At 30.3% G+C, this 19,454-nt stretch carries 16 protein-coding genes and 1 other annotated feature; of the genes, 4 read left to right on the top strand and 12 right to left on the bottom strand.

The annotated features are described in order from the left end of the window. A partial coding sequence (locus BUB63_RS04850) for a transposase (protein ID WP_143290224.1) occupies positions 1-117 on the top strand: 117 nt, incomplete at its 5' end. A 184-nt stretch (positions 118-301) separates the two neighbouring features. On the opposite strand, the gene BUB63_RS13710 is transcribed toward BUB63_RS04850, so the two are convergent. The 4 genes from BUB63_RS13710 to BUB63_RS04830 are packed head-to-tail and all read right to left on the bottom strand — an operon-like array spanning position 302 to position 3,611. Further along, positions 302-1,324 carry a hypothetical protein gene (locus BUB63_RS13710; RefSeq protein WP_051350661.1) on the bottom strand — a complete coding sequence of 341 codons (1,023 nt, stop codon included), beginning with the start codon at positions 1,322-1,324 and terminating at the stop codon, positions 302-304. Positions 1,325-1,326: 2 nt separating this feature from the next. Next, a complete protein-coding gene (locus tag BUB63_RS04840; protein ID WP_073248147.1) occupies positions 1,327-1,578 on the bottom strand; it encodes a zinc/iron-chelating domain-containing protein in 252 nt (83 codons plus the stop codon). A gap of 5 nt (positions 1,579-1,583) precedes the next feature. Continuing rightward, positions 1,584-1,988 carry a hypothetical protein gene (locus BUB63_RS04835; RefSeq protein WP_027308807.1) on the bottom strand — a complete coding sequence of 135 codons (405 nt, stop codon included), beginning with the start codon at positions 1,986-1,988 and terminating at the stop codon, positions 1,584-1,586. Positions 1,989-2,006: 18 nt separating this feature from the next. Then, positions 2,007-3,611 carry a phage tail family protein gene (locus BUB63_RS04830; RefSeq protein WP_073248145.1) on the bottom strand — a complete coding sequence of 535 codons (1,605 nt, stop codon included), beginning with the start codon at positions 3,609-3,611 and terminating at the stop codon, positions 2,007-2,009. A gap of 445 nt (positions 3,612-4,056) precedes the next feature. Here BUB63_RS04830 and BUB63_RS04825 point away from each other — a divergent pair, with 445 nt between their 5' ends. Both BUB63_RS04825 and BUB63_RS04820 read left to right on the top strand, forming a co-directional pair. Further along, on the top strand, positions 4,057-4,506 hold the full coding sequence (locus BUB63_RS04825) for an FUSC family protein (RefSeq protein ID WP_073248143.1): 450 nt from the start codon (positions 4,057-4,059) through the stop codon (positions 4,504-4,506). 16 nt (positions 4,507-4,522) lie between these two features. Further along, complete coding sequence (locus BUB63_RS04820) at positions 4,523-4,960, top strand: Fur family transcriptional regulator (RefSeq protein WP_073248141.1); 438 nt, start codon at positions 4,523-4,525, stop codon at positions 4,958-4,960. On the opposite strand, the gene BUB63_RS04815 is transcribed toward BUB63_RS04820, so the two are convergent. The 5 genes from BUB63_RS04815 to BUB63_RS04795 all read right to left on the bottom strand — a co-directional run bounded on the left by BUB63_RS04815 (position 4,950) and on the right by BUB63_RS04795 (position 14,308). Beyond that, complete coding sequence (locus BUB63_RS04815) at positions 4,950-5,402, bottom strand: threonine/serine exporter family protein (protein ID WP_073248139.1); 453 nt, start codon at positions 5,400-5,402, stop codon at positions 4,950-4,952. The two genes, BUB63_RS04820 and BUB63_RS04815, sit on opposite strands and share 11 nt — an antisense overlap. A 6-nt stretch (positions 5,403-5,408) precedes the next feature. Continuing rightward, on the bottom strand, positions 5,409-6,164 hold the full coding sequence (locus tag BUB63_RS04810) for a threonine/serine exporter family protein (protein WP_027308811.1): 756 nt from the start codon (positions 6,162-6,164) through the stop codon (positions 5,409-5,411). Positions 6,165-6,451: 287 nt separating this feature from the next. After that, the gene (locus BUB63_RS04805; RefSeq protein ID WP_143290241.1) at positions 6,452-8,803 is read right to left on the bottom strand and encodes a glycoside hydrolase family 31 protein; all 2,352 of its coding nucleotides are present in this window, start codon (positions 8,801-8,803) and stop codon (positions 6,452-6,454) included. A 248-nt stretch (positions 8,804-9,051) separates the two neighbouring features. Next, a complete protein-coding gene (locus BUB63_RS04800; protein ID WP_073248135.1) occupies positions 9,052-13,335 on the bottom strand; it encodes a 2-hydroxyacyl-CoA dehydratase in 4,284 nt (1,427 codons plus the stop codon). A gap of 475 nt (positions 13,336-13,810) precedes the next feature. Then, positions 13,811-14,308: an SEC-C metal-binding domain-containing protein gene (locus BUB63_RS04795; protein ID WP_073248133.1), complete on the bottom strand. Its 498-nt coding sequence runs from the start codon at positions 14,306-14,308 to the stop codon at positions 13,811-13,813. Positions 14,309-14,531: 223 nt separating this feature from the next. Further along, positions 14,532-14,779, top strand: a binding site (T-box leader). A 78-nt stretch (positions 14,780-14,857) separates the two neighbouring features. Between BUB63_RS04795 and asnA the strand changes: the two genes are divergently transcribed. Further along, positions 14,858-15,865, top strand: a complete 1,008-nt coding sequence (gene asnA, locus BUB63_RS04790) for an aspartate--ammonia ligase (RefSeq protein ID WP_073248131.1) — start codon at positions 14,858-14,860, stop codon at positions 15,863-15,865. A gap of 18 nt (positions 15,866-15,883) precedes the next feature. Here asnA and BUB63_RS04785 read toward each other — a convergent pair whose 3' ends face one another. The 3 genes from BUB63_RS04785 to BUB63_RS04780 are packed head-to-tail and all read right to left on the bottom strand — an operon-like array spanning position 15,884 to position 19,452. Further along, entirely contained in the window at positions 15,884-17,695 is a 1,812-nt protein-coding gene (locus BUB63_RS04785) for an LTA synthase family protein (RefSeq protein ID WP_073248129.1), read from the bottom strand. 11 nt (positions 17,696-17,706) lie between these two features. Beyond that, on the bottom strand, positions 17,707-17,880 hold the full coding sequence (locus tag BUB63_RS13590) for a hypothetical protein (RefSeq protein WP_156897887.1): 174 nt from the start codon (positions 17,878-17,880) through the stop codon (positions 17,707-17,709). Between the two features lie 12 nt (positions 17,881-17,892). Next, positions 17,893-19,452, bottom strand: a complete 1,560-nt coding sequence (locus BUB63_RS04780; protein WP_073248127.1) for an ATP-dependent helicase — start codon at positions 19,450-19,452, stop codon at positions 17,893-17,895. Positions 19,453-19,454 lie beyond the last annotated feature (2 nt).

The following is a 19,454-nucleotide window of genomic DNA, read 5'->3' as shown; positions in this document are numbered from 1 at the left end:
TATACAAATGCTTGTACTGAAGGCTTTAATAACAAAATTAAAGTTATTAAAAGAAATGCCTTCGGCTTTAAAAACTTTGATAGGTTTAGAAATAGAATTCTTCATTGCTGTAATTAAAGTAAATTATAATACCAAATTTTAGAAAACCAACTCCCGTTGGTCTTTTTGTCCTGCAATTTTTTGCAGGGGACTCTCCCCCATCCAACCTATCTTTATAAAATCACTCTCAAACAAGAAAGGACAGGCATTCTAATTGAATACCCGCCCCAACAATTGACAAAGAGCCTTTTTTGTAAAATAACTATGCTATTTTTTCCATTTCAATTTTATACTCAGCTAATTGTTCTTTAAAATTACTTTTTGCTAATTCATTTAATTTAATTTCATAATTTTTACTTTGCTTTAAAATCTGGATTTGTGTTAATTCTTTTAATGTCTTTATTGATAATATAGTTCTATATAATATATTTCTCTCATTTTCATCAAATAATTGATAATCACAATATTTTTCATTTACGATTATCTCTAACTTTTCAATATCCTCTAAAAATATATTTCGTATTTTTTTTATTTCTATCGTAAAAAACTGTACTGTTTTAGCTGTCTCCCTTAATATATTTTCTGCTGTTTCCATCTTTTCTATAGCTTTATTAGCTTCTCTTCTAACCTCATAAGCTTTCTCAAGACTTTGGGTCCCCTTACTATTTAATAATAATCCTCCAACAGCTAACGCAGGGCCTGCTACAAGTCCACCTAAAACCGCTGTACCACCTGCTATTCCAAGTCCTCCGGCTGCTAAAGAACCTCCTCCAAAGAAAGCTAAAGTTGCATTTGTTGCTGCTGCACCTGATAATGCACTTAGAGCTGTTCCTGTTGATGCTGTACCTAAAAGCATTGCTCCGCCCCATGCTCCAATTCCAGCTAAAGCTCCTGCTCCTATAGAACCAGTAACACCTGCTAAAATATCGATTGCTCCTAAATTAATATCCTTGAATTCTTTTAGTTCTTCTGGTGTTAATGAAATAAATTCATTATGTAGTTCACCATTAAATTTTGGCTTATTATGTATTTTTTCATATAACATAATAAATCTCTTTAGATCTTTTGTCCAAATATCCATTTTTACTTTTCCTAATTTTTCTAATTTATTTGTGCAGTTATTTTGTTCTTCTTCCATTTTTTCTTTAGCTCGTTCATATCTATATGTTGCATCTTCAACAATCTCATTTGCTTCCTTTATTTTATTTGCACCACTAACTCCTGCCCCTATTCCTGTTGCTGCAGTAGCCGCTGCTATACCAATAAACAATAAAGGTATTGGCATATCTATACCTCCTTTAACTTTCTACACACTAAATAATTTAATCTATAATACTCTTCTCTATCCATTTTATCTTTAAGATATAATTCATAATATAAATCTACATTACATTTAATAGGTCTTTTATTATATATTGTACATAATCTCTTTTCCATATCAAAATATTTACAAATACCATCTCCTCTATCTAAATCTTTATAAATTGGATTTAAATTAAGGTTAATACAACACTTTCCACATTTACTACATTTAAACATATGATTTAACCAACTATGTCAAAAACTTTTTTATATACATTTTTTAATTCATCCAATACACTTGAAATGGATTTTATCATATCTGAATCTAAATTAAAATCATTTTTTAATTTTTCTAACAATTCAATTTCTCTATCATCTTCTTTTTTATCTACCTTGACTAACGCAATAAGTTCAAACATAATTTTCTTTATATTGCTAAAATTACTTTTTTCCTTTAATCCTTTAACAATTTCTTCATATTTTATACCTTTAATTTGATAATCTTCTTCAAATAATCCCATTTCAAATCTGTATTCATTAATTAAATCCAATTCCTCTTTTTCAATTTTTAAGTCAGCTTTTATTACTAAATTACACAATTCAAGAAATAATTGTTGCTCTTGTTCTGATAAATACTTCAAAAACATTCTAAACTCCTCCTTTTTTTATAATTCTAAAACAAAATTTTTATCTAACATGCAATTATTAAATTCTTCAAAATTTTTAAATTGCATGTTACACCCTAAACTTGATAGAAAATCAGTTAATACTGTTGTCATATCTTCTCCTCTTTCTAACCTATTATTTATTTGAATAATTTCATATGTTTTTTTATTTAATTCTTTTATATCTATATCCATTAGTTTAGATATATAATTATCTAATATTTTATTAGCTTCTTTTAAATCATTTACAACATTATCATATATTGTATTATTCATATACTTAATAATTTTTCTCATTAAGTCTGAATTGTCTATAAAATATATAATACTAATACTCATAATACCACTAACTAAAGTTCCTACAAAAATTGGTATTGTATCATTTAATACTTCTCCAATTAAAGGGATCGATGCAACACCACTTGTAGATATTAACTTTTGAACAGCTTCAGTAATTAAATTTCCTATTATTGCAGAAATTCCTAAAAAAATAATTTTACAAGCTGCACATACTTTTTTTTCAAATGGTAGATTATCTGGATTATATATTAAAATTTTCAATGCTTCTTTAATTGAAACTATTGCTTGTCTTATTATTCTAACAACATTTTTTGCTGTTGTTAAAAACATATTAATTATAGTTGTAACAACAGAAGAAAGTACTCCTGATATAAATCCATTTTTAAAAGCATCTAAAATATCTTTAAACTTTTCTTTTACACAAATTACAGCTTTTTCGATAATATTTCTTAGTTTTTCCCAAAATATCTTTAAATCAAAATTATTTTTTAATTCCTTTACCAACAAAGGTATTTCATCAAATATAATAAATGTAAATTCTGTACATATAATACCTAATGCTTGTCTTATTCCTAATTTACTTCCTTGTAAAATTGAATCTTTACCTATTTCTCTTGAATAATGTTGTAACAATTTTCTCGCATTATGGCTATCAATTTTCTTTTTTGATTGTTTATATAAGTATGTTGCCTTTTCTTTATTAATTTTAAAATATTCAGCATTAGTCATATTACTTCCTTTTCTTTTTGTATTCAGAAACTCTTCCATTGATTTTTCACCTTTTGATAAATTAATTGAAGCTTTTGTTAGTGCCATATTTGAATTATCATTGCCTATTTTCTTTATTCCTTCAACGCTATTAAGCATTCGTGTTTTTGGGTCATCGTGCAGTTCTTTAAGTGAAACTATATGATCTAAATGTGTAGAACCATCTTTTTGTAATTTATCTCCTGTATATTCGCATCTCAGTTCTTTTTCTCTTTTATAAATTTCTTTTTTCTTTCTATTCATTTCACTAGCTGTTACATAATCTTCTCTGTTATATTGTCTTTCACCACGCTCTCTAAATTTTTGATTTGCATAAACGCCTTTTTCAAAGTTGTGAACTGTTTGAACATTTCCTCCATCTATGTCTTTAAATAATATAAAATCTAGTCCAAAAGATGTTATTAAAGAATTATATACAACTTTTTTATATTCCTTTATTAGACAATTAATTTCATCATTACCATTTTCATTTTGAGATTCCACAATAATTTCCTCATTATCAAATTCATAATATAAATAACTTAAAGTTTTTTCCATCATATCACCTCAATATACATATTTATACATTTATAAACCATATTCTTAATATAACTTATAATAATTACTATAATTAATATGCATTTAACATATTGATTTTATTTAAAAAAACTTATTTATCTCTATACACTTGAGATTTAATATTTTTTCAATAAAACTTTATAAAAAATACCTTTTATTTCCTATCTAAAACCACTTAGAAATTAAATCTCAAGAACTTAAATTGACATATTTCATATAATATTATAAATATTCTACTTAAATATTAAAATTCCTTCATAATTCACTATATTTTTTAAATATATTTATTTCATGATTTGATTATATATTTTATTTTTATTTGCATTTGAAATTAATGTTTTGTTTTATTATAATCAAGATATGAAATTATTTTTTATAAAACAAACCTTAAATTAGTATTTTAAATAATATTAAAGGTGATGAAATGAATATTGGTCTTAGGAACATAAAAACTGCACTTTCGGTGTTTTTATCAATTTTAATTTCAAATTTTGTTGGGCTTGATTATCCATTTTATGCTGCTATAGCATCGCTTGTTTGTATGCAATCTACATTAGAAAAAACATATACAGCAGGAAAAAACAGACTTTTAGGTACTGTAGTCGGGGCAATTCTTGGCTTTATATTTGCTTCTGTATTTCCAACAAACGCTATTTTCTCAGCCATAGGAATAATTGTACTCATTTATATTTGTAATAAACTTGAGTGGAATGATGCAATATCAATGGCAGGAATTGTTTTTTTAGCAATTATGTTAAATGTAAAGGATAATAAACACGCCCTTATATACAGCTACAAAAGACTTTTTGAAACACTTATCGGAATTGTTGTTGCATTTTTAGTGAATTCCTTTATATTCCCACCAGAAAAATAATATGGAGTGTGTTAATATGAATGCAGTACAACTTGAAGAGATATTAAAGTCAAATGGATATAAAATGACAAACCAAAGAAGAGCTATAATAGAGGTTTTATGTGAAAACATTGGAAAATTTTTATCTGCTGAAGACATACTAAATTTATCTAAAATTAAATGCCCTCAAACAAATTTCTCAACAGTATATAGAAATTTAGAAATTCTTGAACAACTTGAATTAGTACATAAAACAAATATGGATGCAAATAGCACCTGCTTTTATGAAATAATTGATTTAGACAATCACCACCACCATATTATATGTACACAATGTGGCAAAACAAAGGCTATAGACTTTTGTCCTCTCGAAATGTTTAAATCCAATATAGAAGATGAGGATTTTGAGCTATTAGACCATAAGGTAGAACTTTACGGGATATGTAGTGAGTGTAGAAAAAAGCCTAAGAAATAACCTTAGGCTTTTTTCTATACTTTTCATTAACTTTGTATACAAATTGAAATGCAGTAGATGCCAGCATTATTCCAAAGGCAATTGCACCTGCTGTTCCTATTGTTTCTATTCCCTTATTTGCAGCAAATACTAATCTTCCTTCTACTATTGCTCTAACTGTAGTATAGGCCGTAATACCTGGAACAAGTGGATAGATTCCAGGAATTGAAAATACAAAGGCTGGAGTTTTACGTTTTCTTGCCATAGCTTCACTATATATTCCACAAGCAAAGGCTGCAAGAAAGGTAGAAAAAACTACTCTATCTGTTTGTATAAATAACACCTTAAATACAACCCAAGAAATTCCTCCACATAAACCAGCCCATACTAAATTTTTTCGTTCAATGTTAAAAAGTATTGCCCCTGCAAAACTTCCTATAAATGCTAAAATAAAATCCATCATATTACCTCACACCCAACTTAATTGTAGTATTAATGAAACACCAACACCAAGACCTATGGCAATTGCTATAAAGGATGCTTCAATTAACCTTGCAAAACTTGATATAAAGTCACCATATAGTGCATCCTTTATACCATTTGTAATGGCAACACCAGGAACAAGCGTCATTATAGCACCTATTATTACCTTATCTATGTTTACATAGGGGATTAACTTAGCAACTATTATTGATAATACTCCTGCCATAAGGCCTGACAGAAAAAACTCTAAAAATTGAAAGAATCCATATTTTTGGATATTATCTTTAATATAAAAAATAAACATACTTATGACAAAGGCAACTAATGAATCTAAAAAGCTACCTCCAAATAGTTTAGCAAAACCAAAGGCAACAAAGCCCGATGATATAATCTGAAGATTATAACTAAAATAGGGCATATTTTTTATTCTATTTAATTCCTCCATTGCCTCTTTGTAGGAGGACCTCTCATTTAAAAGCCTTCTTGAAAAGGTGTTTATCATCTCAACCCTATGAAGGTCAACACTTCTATTTTTTATTCTCTTTACATTGCTTAAAACATCTCCATTTTTGTTTCTTACTGTTAAAGAAAATCCTGTTGGCATAACAAAGCACTCACAATGGACTCCATAGCTATTGCAAATCCTTGTTATAGTATCCTCAACCCTATATATCTCTGCACCACTTGATAGAAGTATCTCCCCAGCAAAGCTTGCTATATCCATAACTTCCTTTATATTCACACTATCACCTATCCTTAATGTAATAATAACAATTAATAATATATCATAAATTAATCAAAAGGTTTATTATTTATTAGTTAAATTAACTTAAATAAATTGTAAACCTTTGTAAAAATATTTTGACATTATTATTTACATTATGTTTACAATTTATCAACAACATCTTAATATTGAATGTGTATTATTAGATACGTAAAGTGAAGCTCAAATTTTCCCCCCATAATAGTTCCCCCTTTAATATAGATTAATAAAAAATGGTATAAGCCGGCGTTAAGCCGGCTAATTTCCTATATATAGAATTTTATTTGACAATCTTTAATCTCTAAAGAAACTACTGTATCATTTCCATAAACTTCTGCTTTAACTTCAACATCATTTACTGTAACCTTTTCTGCCTTGATGTTCTTTAATCTAATCTTTGCCTTTTTATAACCCTTATCATATCCTTTATGTTCAACACTAAAACTTATATTTACAAAGTTCTCTTGTTCTGTTTGTACTAATTTGTAAAGATTATATTCTCCTTCCCTATAATTAAAGGTCTCTCTATCATCTTCATAGTGAAGATAGCTTCCATTACCCTTATAAACTTCAAATTCTACTTCATCCAATTCCTTTTCTCCTACATAATTCATCTCTCTGTATGTTGGTATAATACTACCTGCCTTTATATATATTGGGCAGATATCAATTGGAGCATCCTTTAGAACTACCCTATTTCCTTCAAATACTTCTCCTGTCCAATAATCATACCATACACCTTCTGGTAGATATACTGCTCTAAAGGTTTTTCCCTGCTCTAATATTGGTGCAACTAAAATATTTTCACCAAATAAAAATTCATCGTTTAATTCGTAGGTATTCTTATCCTCCATATAATGCATAAATAGAGGCCTCATTATTGGAAGTCCTTTTTCTTCTGCTTGGTAGAATAAATCATATAAGTATGGTAGAAGCTTGTATCTTAGCTTTATATATTTTCTATTTATCTCCTCTGTCCTTTCATCAAAGGCCCAAGGTTCTTGGTCTCTTGTATGTATACAGGAGTGGTTTCTAAATAGTGGAGTAAAGCATCCAAGTTGTACCCATCTTGATAAAAGCTCTGGAGTACAATCAAACTGAAAGCCTCCAACATCTGTTCCGCAGAAGGCAAAACCTGATAATCCTAAATTTAAAAGCATAGGAACTGCCATTCTTAAATGTTCAAAGAAACTATGGTTATCTCCTGTCCAAACTGTTGAATATTTTTGCGTCCCTGCAAAACACGCCCTTGTTATAACAAATGGTCTTTTATCGGTATATCTTTTTAACCCCTCATAGGTAGACTTTGACATAAGATGTCCATATACATTGTGAATCTCCCTATGATCTGTTGGATAACCATCGTTTTTAAACTGAACATCATCTGGAAGTGGTCCTCTAAAGGATGCTGGTTCGTTCATATCATTCCAAATACCAGCTACACCACTATCTACCATAACCCTTTGCTTTTCCGACCACCATCTTCTAACCCTCTCATCAGAAAAATCAGGATATAAAGATTCTCCTGGCCAAACCTCATTTACATAAGGAATACCATCCTTATCCGTTGCAAAATATCCATTTTCTATTCCTTCATCATAAACATAGTATCCCTTATCCTTTTTAACACCTGGGTCGATAATTGTTACAACCTTAAAGCCCATATCCTTTAGCCTGTCTGTAAAGGCCTTTGGATCTTTAAATTTCTCCTTATCCCAAGTAAACACCCTATATCCATCCATATAATCTATATCAAGATATATTACATCACAGGGGATATCCCTTTTTCTAAAGTTTTCTGCAATCTCTAAAACCCTGCTCTCTGGAGCATAACTCCATCTACACTGCTGATAGCCAAGTGTCCACATTTGAGGAAGTGGTGTTCTCCCTGTTAAATATGTATATCCATCAATAACATCAACTACCTTTGGACCATAGGTAAAATAATAATCCAAATTACCATCATCGGCACCAAAATAGTAGTAACTACTGTTTTCCTTTCCCATATCAAAATATGTTTTAAAGGTGTTGTCAAAGAATATACCAAAGGCCTTATTTTCTCTTAGTGTAATAAAAAAAGGAATAGATTTATATAGTGTTGTATAGTTTTCAACGTGGGGTTTTGGATCATCTGTATTCCACATCTCGTAGTAATATCCTCTTTTATTAAGATGTCCTGTTTTTTCTCCAAATCCATAAAAATATTCGTCTCCAAGCATCTTTTTTATAACTTCTATTTTATGAGGTTTAAAATCTGTCTGTGTACTTATTCCTTCTCCCTCTGCAATTGAAGTATTTCCTCGTCTTATAAATGGGCTTCTCTCACCATCATAATCTAAACATAATGGATTTTTCTGTTTATCATAAAAATCTACCCTAAAGTTATCATATATTACAACAATGACGTCATTAGTTTCTATCTCTACTCTATCTTCATATCTTTTTTCTAATATGTTTGCTTCCTTTGTTTTTAAATTCTCAATAGCCTTTGAATTATGTTCCTTATATTTCATTGGAACAAAAACGTTTATAATTGTATCACTTATTACCTCTATAATGCCCTCTCCATTCTCGAAACTAAATATAAACTTATTCTCTCTCCTTACATATTCCTTCATCTTTCCTAACAAATAAATCACTCCCTTCTCTATAATTCTACAACAAAATTAAACGCTTAAGTAGTGTCAATTTGTATGAGTTTTTAAAATAATTTAAACAAAAGAGAAGGATAAAAACTTTACACTTTATGTACCATCAAAGGCAAGTAAAATTAAGAATAATAGTATGATTATAAGAGCCAGTTGGTTTAATTTTATCCCAACTGGCTCTTGCATACTCCCTTATAGACTATTATTTTTTTGACCGTTTAGTTTTCGTCCGCTACGCTTGCCTCTTGTAGTATGTTGCTGTCCATATATTTTTGTGCTGATTCTAACACCCTCCTGTGGGCTACAGACATCATAAGTTTAAGCCTGTTTACTTGATTTACTTCACTTGCCCCTGGGTCATAATCTATTGCAACTATATTTACATCCTTATATCTTTCCCTTAATGCCTTTGCAACTCCCTTTCCTGTTACGTGGTTTGGAAGACAGGCAAAGGGTTGAAGACACGCAATGTTTGGCACTCCCATTTCAATTAGCTCAATCATCTCTGCCGTTAGAAGCCATCCTTCTCCTGTTTGATTTCCTAAATCTATTATTTCCTTTGCCTTTTCAGCTAAATGGTAAATAGTTGTTGGTACCTCAAATCTTGATGAATTCTCAAGAGCCCTTCTTATCACATTCCTATACATCTCAACTATTTTTATAGTTGCATTTCCTAAAATCTTTGCCTTTTTGCTACCCGATAAATACTTATGCTTATATTCTGCATCGTAGGCACTATACAAGAAGAAATCAACAAGGTCAGGAACTACAGCCTCTCCTCCCTCTTCCTCTATTAGCTTTACAATATCGTTATTTGCTGTTGGATGGAACTTAACAAGTATTTCACCTACTACACCAACTCTTGGCTTTCTTGTTTCTTCTATCTCTACAGCTTCAAAGTCTGCAATCATATCAGTTACAACCTTCTTATACTCAAAAACACTTCCACTTTTTACTACTCTTTTACATCTATTAATCCATTTTTCATAGAGCCTGTCACAGCTTCCCTTTTCCTTTTCATATGGTCTTGTTCTGTATAAAAGCCTCATAATTAAGTCTCCAAGCAGTAGTGCCATAACTCCCCTATGAAGCATTGGAAGTGTTACCTTAAAACCTGGATTTTTTTCAAGTCCAACGGCATTTAGTGATATTACAGGAATGTGTGAGAGTCCTGCATCTGAAAGTGCTTTCCTTAAAAATCCTATATAGTTTGTGGCTCTACATCCTCCCCCTGTTTGAGAAATTATAACAGAGGTGTTGTTAAGGTCATACTTACCCGACTTTAGTGCACTCATAAGTTGTCCAACTACAATAATTGAAGGGTAGCAGGCATCATTATTTACATATTTTAGTCCCTCATCTATTGCATTTTTATCAACTGATGGAAGAACCTCAAGATTGTATCCTGCCCATCTAAAGGCCTCCTGTACTAATTCAAAATGAATTGGTGCCATCTGTGGTGCAAGTATTGTATGTTTTTTCTTCATATCCTTTGTAAAAGTAACCTTTTCACTGTATGTTTTTATTCTCTTTGGAACAAAGTTTAACTTATCCCTTTCTTCTACTGCAGCTTTAAGTGACCTAATTCTGATTTTTACTGCCCCTAAGTTATTTATTTCATCTATTTTAATTAAAGTATAAATCTTACCATAGGCTTCAAGCAGTTCTTTAACTTGGTCAGAAGTTATAGCGTCAAGCCCACATCCAAAGGATGTAAGTTGAACAAGCTCTAAATTTTTACTTCTTGCAACAAAGCTTGCAGCCCTATAGAGTCTTGAATGATATGCCCATTGGTCTACAACCCTTAAAGGTTCATCTAATTTACCAAGATGAGCAATACTATCCTCTGTTAAAACACAAAAGCCCTGTGATACTATAAGTCTATCTATTCCGTGATTTATTTCTTTATCTAAATGATATGGGCGTCCTGCAAGTACAATAGCCTTTTTATGATTCTTTTCAATATATTCTAATACTTCCTGTCCCTTTCTTCTTATATCCTCTTTAAATCTATCTAATTCCTTGTCTGCCTTATCTACTGCTCTACTTATTTCTTCAAACGGTATATTAAAATCAAAAAGTTCTTCCGCCAATCTACTCTTTAGTTTTTCCTTATCATCAAAGGGTAGGAATGGATTTAAAAACTTTATTCCCCTTTCGTTTAAGATATCCATATTGTTTTTAATTACTTCACTATAGGATGTTACAACTGGACAGTTATAATGGTTGTGGGCATCACTAAATTCTATCTTTTCATAGGGCAATGCTGGATAGAAAATAAAGTTTGCTCCCTTGTTTATTAAGTTTACTATATGTCCGTGCACAATCTTTGCAGGATAGCATACTGTGTCTGAAGGAATTGTATCCATTCCAAGTTCATATAACCTTCTTGTTGATGTATCTGATAGTATAACTTTAAATTTAAGCTCAGTAAAGAAAGTAAACCAGAAGGGATAATCTTCATACATATTAAGTACTCTTGGTATTCCAACACTTCCTCTTATAGCTTGGTTATCATCTAAAGGTTTATAGCTAAACAGTTTGTTATATTTATATTCATAAAGATTTGGTAGCTTCTCCTTTGTATTTTCTATTCCTGCTCCTCTTTCACATCTATTACCCGTTACAACACTTTTATCATTTATTCTTGTAATAGTAAGAAGGCAATTGTTTGTACATAGTTTACACCTTTTTATTTCGTTTGAATATGTTAAGCTATTTATCTCCTCTAACTTTAATATTTTTGATTTTTCTCCATCAGTATAGCTATCCTTTGCTATAAGTGCAGCTCCAAAGGCACCCATTATTCCTGATATATCAGGTCTTACAACATTAAGCCCTGTTATTTTTTCAAAAGCCCTTAAAACTGCATCGTTGTAGAAGGTACCGCCCTGCACTACAACCTTGCTTCCAATATCCTTTGAATCCTTAAGTTTAATAACCTTAAAAAGGGCATTTTTTATAACAGAGTATGAAAGTCCTGCTGAAATATCCTCAACAGTTGCACCTTCCTTTTGTGCCTGCTTTACCTTTGAATTCATAAAAACTGTACATCTACTTCCTAAGTCTACAGGATGTTTTGCAAAAAGTGCTGACTTTGCAAAATCCTCTATTGACATCCCAAGAGACTTTGCAAACCCCTCAATAAAAGATCCACATCCAGATGAGCAGGCTTCATTTAACATAATATTTTCAATTATTCCATCCTTTACAGTAAGACATTTCATATCCTGTCCGCCTATGTCTAATATAAAGTCCACTCCATCTAAGAAATAATCAGCAGCTCTAAAATGTGCAACAGTTTCAACTTCGCCAATGTCTATATTCAATGCATTTTTTAATAGCTGTTCTCCATAGCCTGTAACTGCAGATTTTGCAATATATGTTTTATCGTTTAAGTTCCTATATAGATCCTTTAGAGCTTCTATTATAGAGTTTAATGGGCTTCCTTGGTTGCTGGAGTAAAAGGAATATAGAAGATTTCCTTCTTTATCTATTAATGCTACCTTTGTCGTAGTTGAACCTGCATCTATTCCTAAGAAGCATTCCCCTTCATAGGTTTCTAATTCTCTTCTTTTAACCCTGTTTTTCTCGTGTCTATTTTTAAATTCTAAATACTCCTCTTCATCCTTAAATAAAGGTTCTAATATATCTTCATCTACCTCTTTTATATCTGCTGCTTCATCTAATTTATTTATAATTTCACTTAATTTGTACAAATTGCTGTTGCTACTTAAAAGTGCTGCTCCTATTGCCACAAATACTTGTGAATTTTGTGGTATATAAACATCCTCTTCTTTTAGGTCAAGAGTTTCTACAAACCTTCTTCTAAGCTCTGATAAAAAGTATAGAGGCCCTCCTAAAAATGCAACTTTGCCCTTTATAGGTCTACCACAGGCAAGTCCACTTATAGTTTGGTTTACTACTGCTTGAAAAATAGATGCAGCTATATCCTCTTTTCTTGCTCCCTCATTTAATAGAGGTTGTACATCCGTTTTAGCAAAAACACCACATCTTGAAGCAATTGGATATATTATCTCATAATCCTTTGCAAGTTCATTTAATCCATCTGCATCTGTATTAAGTAAACCTGCCATTTGGTCTATAAATGCACCTGTACCTCCTGCACAGGTTCCGTTCATTCTCTGCTCTATTCCATTTTTAAAATATGTAATTTTTGCATCCTCTCCACCAAGTTCTATAGCAACATCAACTTCTCTTATTAGTTTTTCTACCGCATAGGTTAAAGCTACAACTTCCTGCTCAAAGGGTATATTTGTCCACTTTGAAATTGAAAGTCCACCTGAACCTGTAACCTTAACCTTAAAATCTAAATCTCCAAATTCATCTAAAAGCTCCTTCAATAGAGCCTTAAGAGTTCCTTTAATATCAGAGTAATGTCTTTGATATCTTTTAAAGAGTATCTCCCCATTTTTCCCAAGTAAAACAAGTTTTACTGTTGTGGAACCTACATCTATGCCACATCGCAAAACCTTCATCATACTAAGACCTTCCTTCTATACCAATTTAAATATTAATATTATACTATTGTTTTTTTATTTGATTACTAAAATTATAGGTTGTATTTGTAAATTTAATTTTATGTCAATAATAAAATTCACCTTAATTGGTGAACTGAAATAATTTATTATATTTACTCTAACTTATATTTTTACTTTTAAATTAGATAAATTTCTTGAAAAACTAATAATATTTTATCATATTATTTTTAAAATGGTAAATTTAAAAGAAAATTTAAACTAAAATTTTTAAAATATACAAATTTTTTTATAATAAAATAGCAAACTATTGTTTATATTTTTATCTGATATAAATAGTAATAAAAATTGTTTATTATTTAATTATATTATAATTTATTTATATAAAAAATACAATATGTTGTTTATATATATCGTTCTTTAAATTATTATGCACTTTTAAAAATAATATATTAAAAAAATAAGGTGCAGATGCACCTTATTTTCCACAACACTTCTTATATTTCTTACCTGAACCACAAGGACAAGGATCGTTTCTACCAACCTTATTTTCATTTACAACTATCTTTGACTTGTTGTATTCTTTTCTTATCTCTTTTCTTCTTTCAACTGTTAAAATGCCATCCCATTCTGGAAGTTCATATAACCAGTTTGCCTTTGCATCAAGCATATTGTAATATAGCTTTTCAAAATCTATTTCAAGCTTAAGTTCTGTATCTTCTTCTAATTTTTCTTCATCTACTGGATTCACTAAGCTTGTATTAATACCTGATACAAACGCAGCAAATGTAAGTTCATCAACACCATATTGATTAGCAAGATCCTTTAACTTTCCTTCAATAATGTTTTTCTTATTTTCTAATATGTCCTTGTAGATTAATTGTTCCTTCTTTAGATAATCTGTCCAGAACTCTTCATAGTCTGGTGCATTAACCTTTGAATCTGCAAGTTCTTCCCACTTTTTATATAAGCTCATACCTAACGCTCCTTCGTATAAAAGTTTTAACAACATTTGATTATACCATAAGCAAGTATATTTGAGCAATAGTTGATATTTATATTGAAATTATATTTAATATAAAAAAACTGTATATTTATCAAAAATACATCAAAAATAAAAGTATAAATTAGTCATTTAAAAACTTTAAATTTTTTAAAAATTGAATGTTGACATATTTTAAATTTCATTTTATAATTAGTAAAAAGCGATGAGGGGAAGAGTAGATATAGGAAGTAGTTAAAGCGAGCTGGTGACGGTGGAAGACCAGTACGATGCCTATATTGAAGAACATCCCTAAGCTCCCAACCGAAATCATTTAAATGAGAGTAGACTTGGGCGGATTACTCTACCGTTAAAAGGAGTACAGTATCGAGTTTTTCTCCGTACTGAAAGTGGGTTTTATGCCAATTTGGGTGGTACCGCGGAAGTTAACCTTTCGTCCCATTATAGGGATGAAGGGTTTTTTATTTTGTAATTTTGTAGCGCTACATACATATAAATAAATTTTATCAAGGAGGAACTATTATGGAATGGAAGGTATGCTATGATTATAAACCTACACTTGATTTAAAGGAAACTGAAATTGCAATAAAAAGATTAAAGGACTACTTTGAATCTGCTTTATCTCAAAAGCTTAACTTAACAAGAGTTTCTGCTCCACTATTTGTTCAAAAGTCAACAGGCTTAAATGACTATTTAAACGGAGTTGAAAGAACAGTATCCTTTGACGCCTACGATATAAAAGAAGAAACACTTGAAGTTGTTCAGTCCCTTGCAAAGTGGAAAAGGTATGCTCTAAAAAGATATGGATTCAAACCTGGAGAAGGCCTATATACTGATATGAATGCAATAAGACGCGATGAGGAACTTGATGCACTTCATTCAATATATGTTGATCAGTGGGACTGGGAAAAAATAATTCTAAAGGAACAAAGAAACACTCAAACATTAAAACAAATAGTTAAAGATATTTATAGTGTTTTTAAGCAAACTGAACTTTATGTTTACAGCTTGTATCCCCATATTACACCTATTTTACCTGAAGAAATAACATTTATTACAACACAGGAACTTGAGGATATGTATAAAGAACTTTCACCAAAGGAAAGGGAATATGAAGCCTGTAAAAAGTATGGGGCAATTTTCTTAATGCAGATAGGAGATTATTTAAAATCAGGTATAAAACACGATGGACGCTCCCCTGATTATGATGATTGGAAATTAAATGGTGATATAATATTCTACTACCCTATCTTAGACTGTGCCTTTGAATTGTCTTCTATGGGAATTAGAGTAGATAAGGATGCTCTACTTTATCAAGTTGAAAAGTGTAATTGCAGTGAAAGATTAGAGATGCCATTCCACAAAATGATTTTACAGGAAGAACTTCCATTTACAGTGGGTGGAGGAATTGGTCAGTCAAGAATATGTATGTTCTTTTTAAGAAAGGCTCATATTGGTGAAGTTCAATCATCTGTTTGGCCAGAAGACGTAGTAAAAAAGTGTAGCGAATTAGGAATTACTTTATTATAAAAGATAAGGGCTTTGCCCTTATCTTTGTTTAAAATAATTTGAGCTTATGATTTTATCTGAAATTTCAATTCCCTTTAGTGCGTGCCTCTTTGTTTCTTCATCAACTTCTCCAATAACACTTCCATTATCTAATACTGTAAAATTTAAATTAGTATTAAGTAAAACTCTGCCTATTGCAGTATCTTGATATTCTCTGCTTTCTATTCCAAGCAGATAACATATTGTTGGTAAAAGGTCAACTTGTCCACCAATTGTATCAATTGTCCTTTGCTCCATTCCTTTATGGTACACTATGAGAGGTATCTCTTTGTTATTAATAAGCCACCAATCCTCTTTTTGGCTTAGATTTTCTATACTATTTTGATAATACTTATGAACCCCCTCGTGATCACCTGATATTACAACAACTGTATTATCTAATAGTCCCTGTTTATCAAGTTCATCGATAAACATTCCTAAACATTTGTCTGTATAATGAATGCTTTCAAAATATCCACCCAAATATGACTCATTAAGTTCTTTGTTTAAATTTAAACCCCTATATTTTTCATCAATATTAAAGGGCATATGGCTTGTTAATGTTACAATAAAGGTGTAAAAGGGCTGTCTTTGAGTTTTAATTAATGGAACTATCTGTTTCAAATAGGATTCATCACTTAATCCTAAACCTATCTTCTCATCAACATTAAAACTTGTTTCATCTGTACATTTATCAAATCCTATTGAATATAATGCCCTCATCCAATTCCAATAGGGACCTTTATCTGAATGTATTGCGTGGGTATAATAACCATATTTTTTTAATATTTTAGGTAAAGAATTATAGGTATTATCTGGATATCTAAAGAATGTACTTCCTCTCCTAACTGGAAATAACGAAGTATTTACAATAAGGTCTCCATCTGAACTAATACCATTGTGAGTCTGTTCGTGATAATTATTAAAATAGATGCTATTTTTCAAAAGTCTATTTAAATTAGGAGTTATCTCTTTTCCATTAATGCTCTTATTTATAACAAAGTTCTCTAAGGATTCGACCTGTATATAAATCAAATTTTTACCTTTAAATAGACCCTTATATTCATTTTCCCCTTCTATATTTTCTTTTTTATTAAACCATTCCTTTATATCTATCTTTTCCTGTTCTGTAAGTTCTATATGCCTACATTCTTTTATATAATTGAATACGTCAAAAACGTGATATCCAATTGGGGATAAATTGGATATCGTAACCTTTGGTGAATATGTCATTTGATATATCGCTTGTTTTTTAGTGTTAAATAAAATCATTGCGTCCACTGGTTCTATTATAAAAATAATTGAAACTAACAATGAAATGGTAAATGCTTTAGCTTGTACACTCTTTTTAGATACATTTACCTCTTGTTTTTTATAAAAATAGAATAATACTAAAATATCCAAAAACAAAAATAAATCATAAAACTTTATTAGAGATTTTATACTATCTGATAAATTATATAAATTTCCAGTCTGCATCAATGAATGTACTGATAAAAAACTGCCAAAGCCTCTAAAATACCAAATATCAATTAAAAACAATATAGTAACAAAAAAATTTATGCAAAACAAATAGTAAACTTTAAACTTCCCTCTAAATAGAAAATAAAAGGACATCAAAATGACAATATATGAGAAATATAATAGGTATGATGGTATACAGCCTATTGTGTAAAAAATGGCAAAACTCTTTGTATCAGTTACTATATGTGCTAAAATGGATATACTTTTAATAAATAGTAAAAATACTGCCAAAAAAAATAATTTGTTATTTTGATAAATACCTTTTAATCTCTCCTTCAAAAAGTGCATCTAATTCCTCCCTACTTAATCCAAAACTTCAATAGAATAAAAAATACTATACCCATTATACCTGCAAATAAAAGTGCAATTGGCAAAAGTACTTCAATTGCTGCGATTGTCATAGCAAGCACATCCTTAAACCCAAGCCTAATTGGTTCATCATTTAATTCGTTGTTATTTTTAAATTCTCCCACACAAATTCCCCCTTAAATAAATTCTCCTTGACAAAACAACTTTAAAAACTCCTTCTCTCCATAGGAATCAAATTTAACCTTTAATACATTGTCATCCTCATATATTACTACACCTTCTCCATATTTTTTATGTGTAACCTTCTTTTCTATATTTTTCTTTTCTTTTTCTAATCTTAACATATCGTAAATTTCATTTAAAGTATATTTTGAGCTGTTATCCTGTTCCAATAAAAGATTTTTAGGAAGCATAGATATATACTGACTCTTATATCCCTTAAACCCAAAATAGGACGGACTTTTTATATAAGATATCTCAAGAGCTTCCTTTGCCCTCGTAACACCAACAAAGAAAAGTCTAAGTTCCTCTTCTTCAATCTCTCTTTTGGTTGATATTGGTATATTACCCTCATTTACCCCAACTATAAAAACATATCTAAACTCTAATCCCTTTGAGGAATGAAGTGTAAGAAGCTTTACAGACTCTCTGTTTATCCTGTCCTGTTCTGTTTCTAATCCCTTTATAAATTCACACTCAACTTCACGGCTTAATACATCATATAGAAGCTCTCCCTGTGCCTGTCTTCGAAAAAGCACAGCAATATCCTTAAGATATACTCCTTTTTCCTTTAATTCCTTTATTCTTCTTAATATATAGTTTGCTTCATTAAAGGCATCATAATGGCTTGTTATCTTGATTGGTTCTCCATATTCCCTTTCACAATGTATTTTTTCACCTATTAAAGCTGCTGCTGCCTCCGTAATTGTTCTTGTTGACCTGTAGTTTATAGGAAGATCATAGGTTCTTGCATTATATTTCTCTATAAAAGAATTAAATATATTTTTTGTTCCTGTTCTAAAGGAGTATATAGTTTGATTTGGATCTCCTACAACAAATATACTCCCTCTTTTTCCTGCAATCTTTTCTATAAGTTTTAGCTGCATATAATCGGTATCCTGAAATTCATCTACTATTATATGTTCAAAATCTAATTCTTCATTTAAAAAGTCACAGCAATTTATAATTAAATCCTCATAATCCATTATGTTTTTTTCCTTCTTAACCCGTTTATATTCTTCATAGAGCTTTTCGATATCGTCTTCCTTTTTCATATTAGCATAAAGTAGATTACCATTTTTAAATTCTTCTATTCTTTTTTGTATTTTAGATTTGTATTTTATATTTAACCTCCCCTCTTTTACTATATTATTTAATATCTCTCCAGCCTCTTCGTAAGTTATTATTTTAAAATCTCTGGTATAACCATATCTATCTATATCCACATTTTCTCTTAATATCCTGTTTGCAATACTATGGAAGGTACCTATATATTTTATTTCCTCATCTATATTATTTTTAAGCCTCTCCTTTAACTCCTCTGCTGCTTTATTTGTAAAGGTAACCACCATAATTTTATTTAACGGTACTTTTTTTATAAGATGAAGATACAATACCCTATAGACTATAACCGTTGTTTTACCACTTCCTACACTTGCCCTTAATGCCACATACTTTTCATCTGTCTCAACTGCCCTTCTTTGAAAGCTGTTTAACTTATCAAATAAACTTAGCAAAT

It is taken from the genome of Caloramator proteoclasticus DSM 10124 (assembly GCF_900129265.1).
In the GTDB taxonomy this organism is placed as follows: domain Bacteria; phylum Bacillota; class Clostridia; order Clostridiales; family Caloramatoraceae; genus Thermobrachium; species Thermobrachium proteoclasticum.
The sequence above is the reverse complement of the archived record's forward strand: the minus strand, read 5'-3'. Positions and strand labels throughout refer to the sequence as shown.

Bases quoted from the DNA above. Each gene is read 5' to 3' on its own strand.
- BUB63_RS04820 (WP_073248141.1), top strand. From the start codon at position 4,523: ATGAATGCAGTACAACTTGAAGAGATATTAAAGTCAAATGGATATAAA.
- BUB63_RS04805 (WP_143290241.1), bottom strand. From the start codon at position 8,803: ATGAAGGAATATGTAAGGAGAGAGAATAAGTTTATATTTAGTTTCGAG.
- asnA (WP_073248131.1), top strand. From the start codon at position 14,858: ATGGAATGGAAGGTATGCTATGATTATAAACCTACACTTGATTTAAAG.
- BUB63_RS04840 (WP_073248147.1), bottom strand. From the start codon at position 1,578: ATGTTTAAATGTAGTAAATGTGGAAAGTGTTGTATTAACCTTAATTTA.
- BUB63_RS04835 (WP_027308807.1), bottom strand. From the start codon at position 1,988: ATGTTTTTGAAGTATTTATCAGAACAAGAGCAACAATTATTTCTTGAA.
- BUB63_RS04830 (WP_073248145.1), bottom strand. From the start codon at position 3,611: ATGGAAAAAACTTTAAGTTATTTATATTATGAATTTGATAATGAGGAA.
- BUB63_RS04815 (WP_073248139.1), bottom strand. From the start codon at position 5,402: ATGATGGATTTTATTTTAGCATTTATAGGAAGTTTTGCAGGGGCAATA.
- BUB63_RS04800 (WP_073248135.1), bottom strand. From the start codon at position 13,335: ATGATGAAGGTTTTGCGATGTGGCATAGATGTAGGTTCCACAACAGTA.
- BUB63_RS04825 (WP_073248143.1), top strand. From the start codon at position 4,057: ATGAATATTGGTCTTAGGAACATAAAAACTGCACTTTCGGTGTTTTTA.
- BUB63_RS04785 (WP_073248129.1), bottom strand. From the start codon at position 17,695: ATGCACTTTTTGAAGGAGAGATTAAAAGGTATTTATCAAAATAACAAA.
- BUB63_RS04795 (WP_073248133.1), bottom strand. From the start codon at position 14,308: ATGAGCTTATATAAAAAGTGGGAAGAACTTGCAGATTCAAAGGTTAAT.
- BUB63_RS13710 (WP_051350661.1), bottom strand. From the start codon at position 1,324: ATGCCAATACCTTTATTGTTTATTGGTATAGCAGCGGCTACTGCAGCA.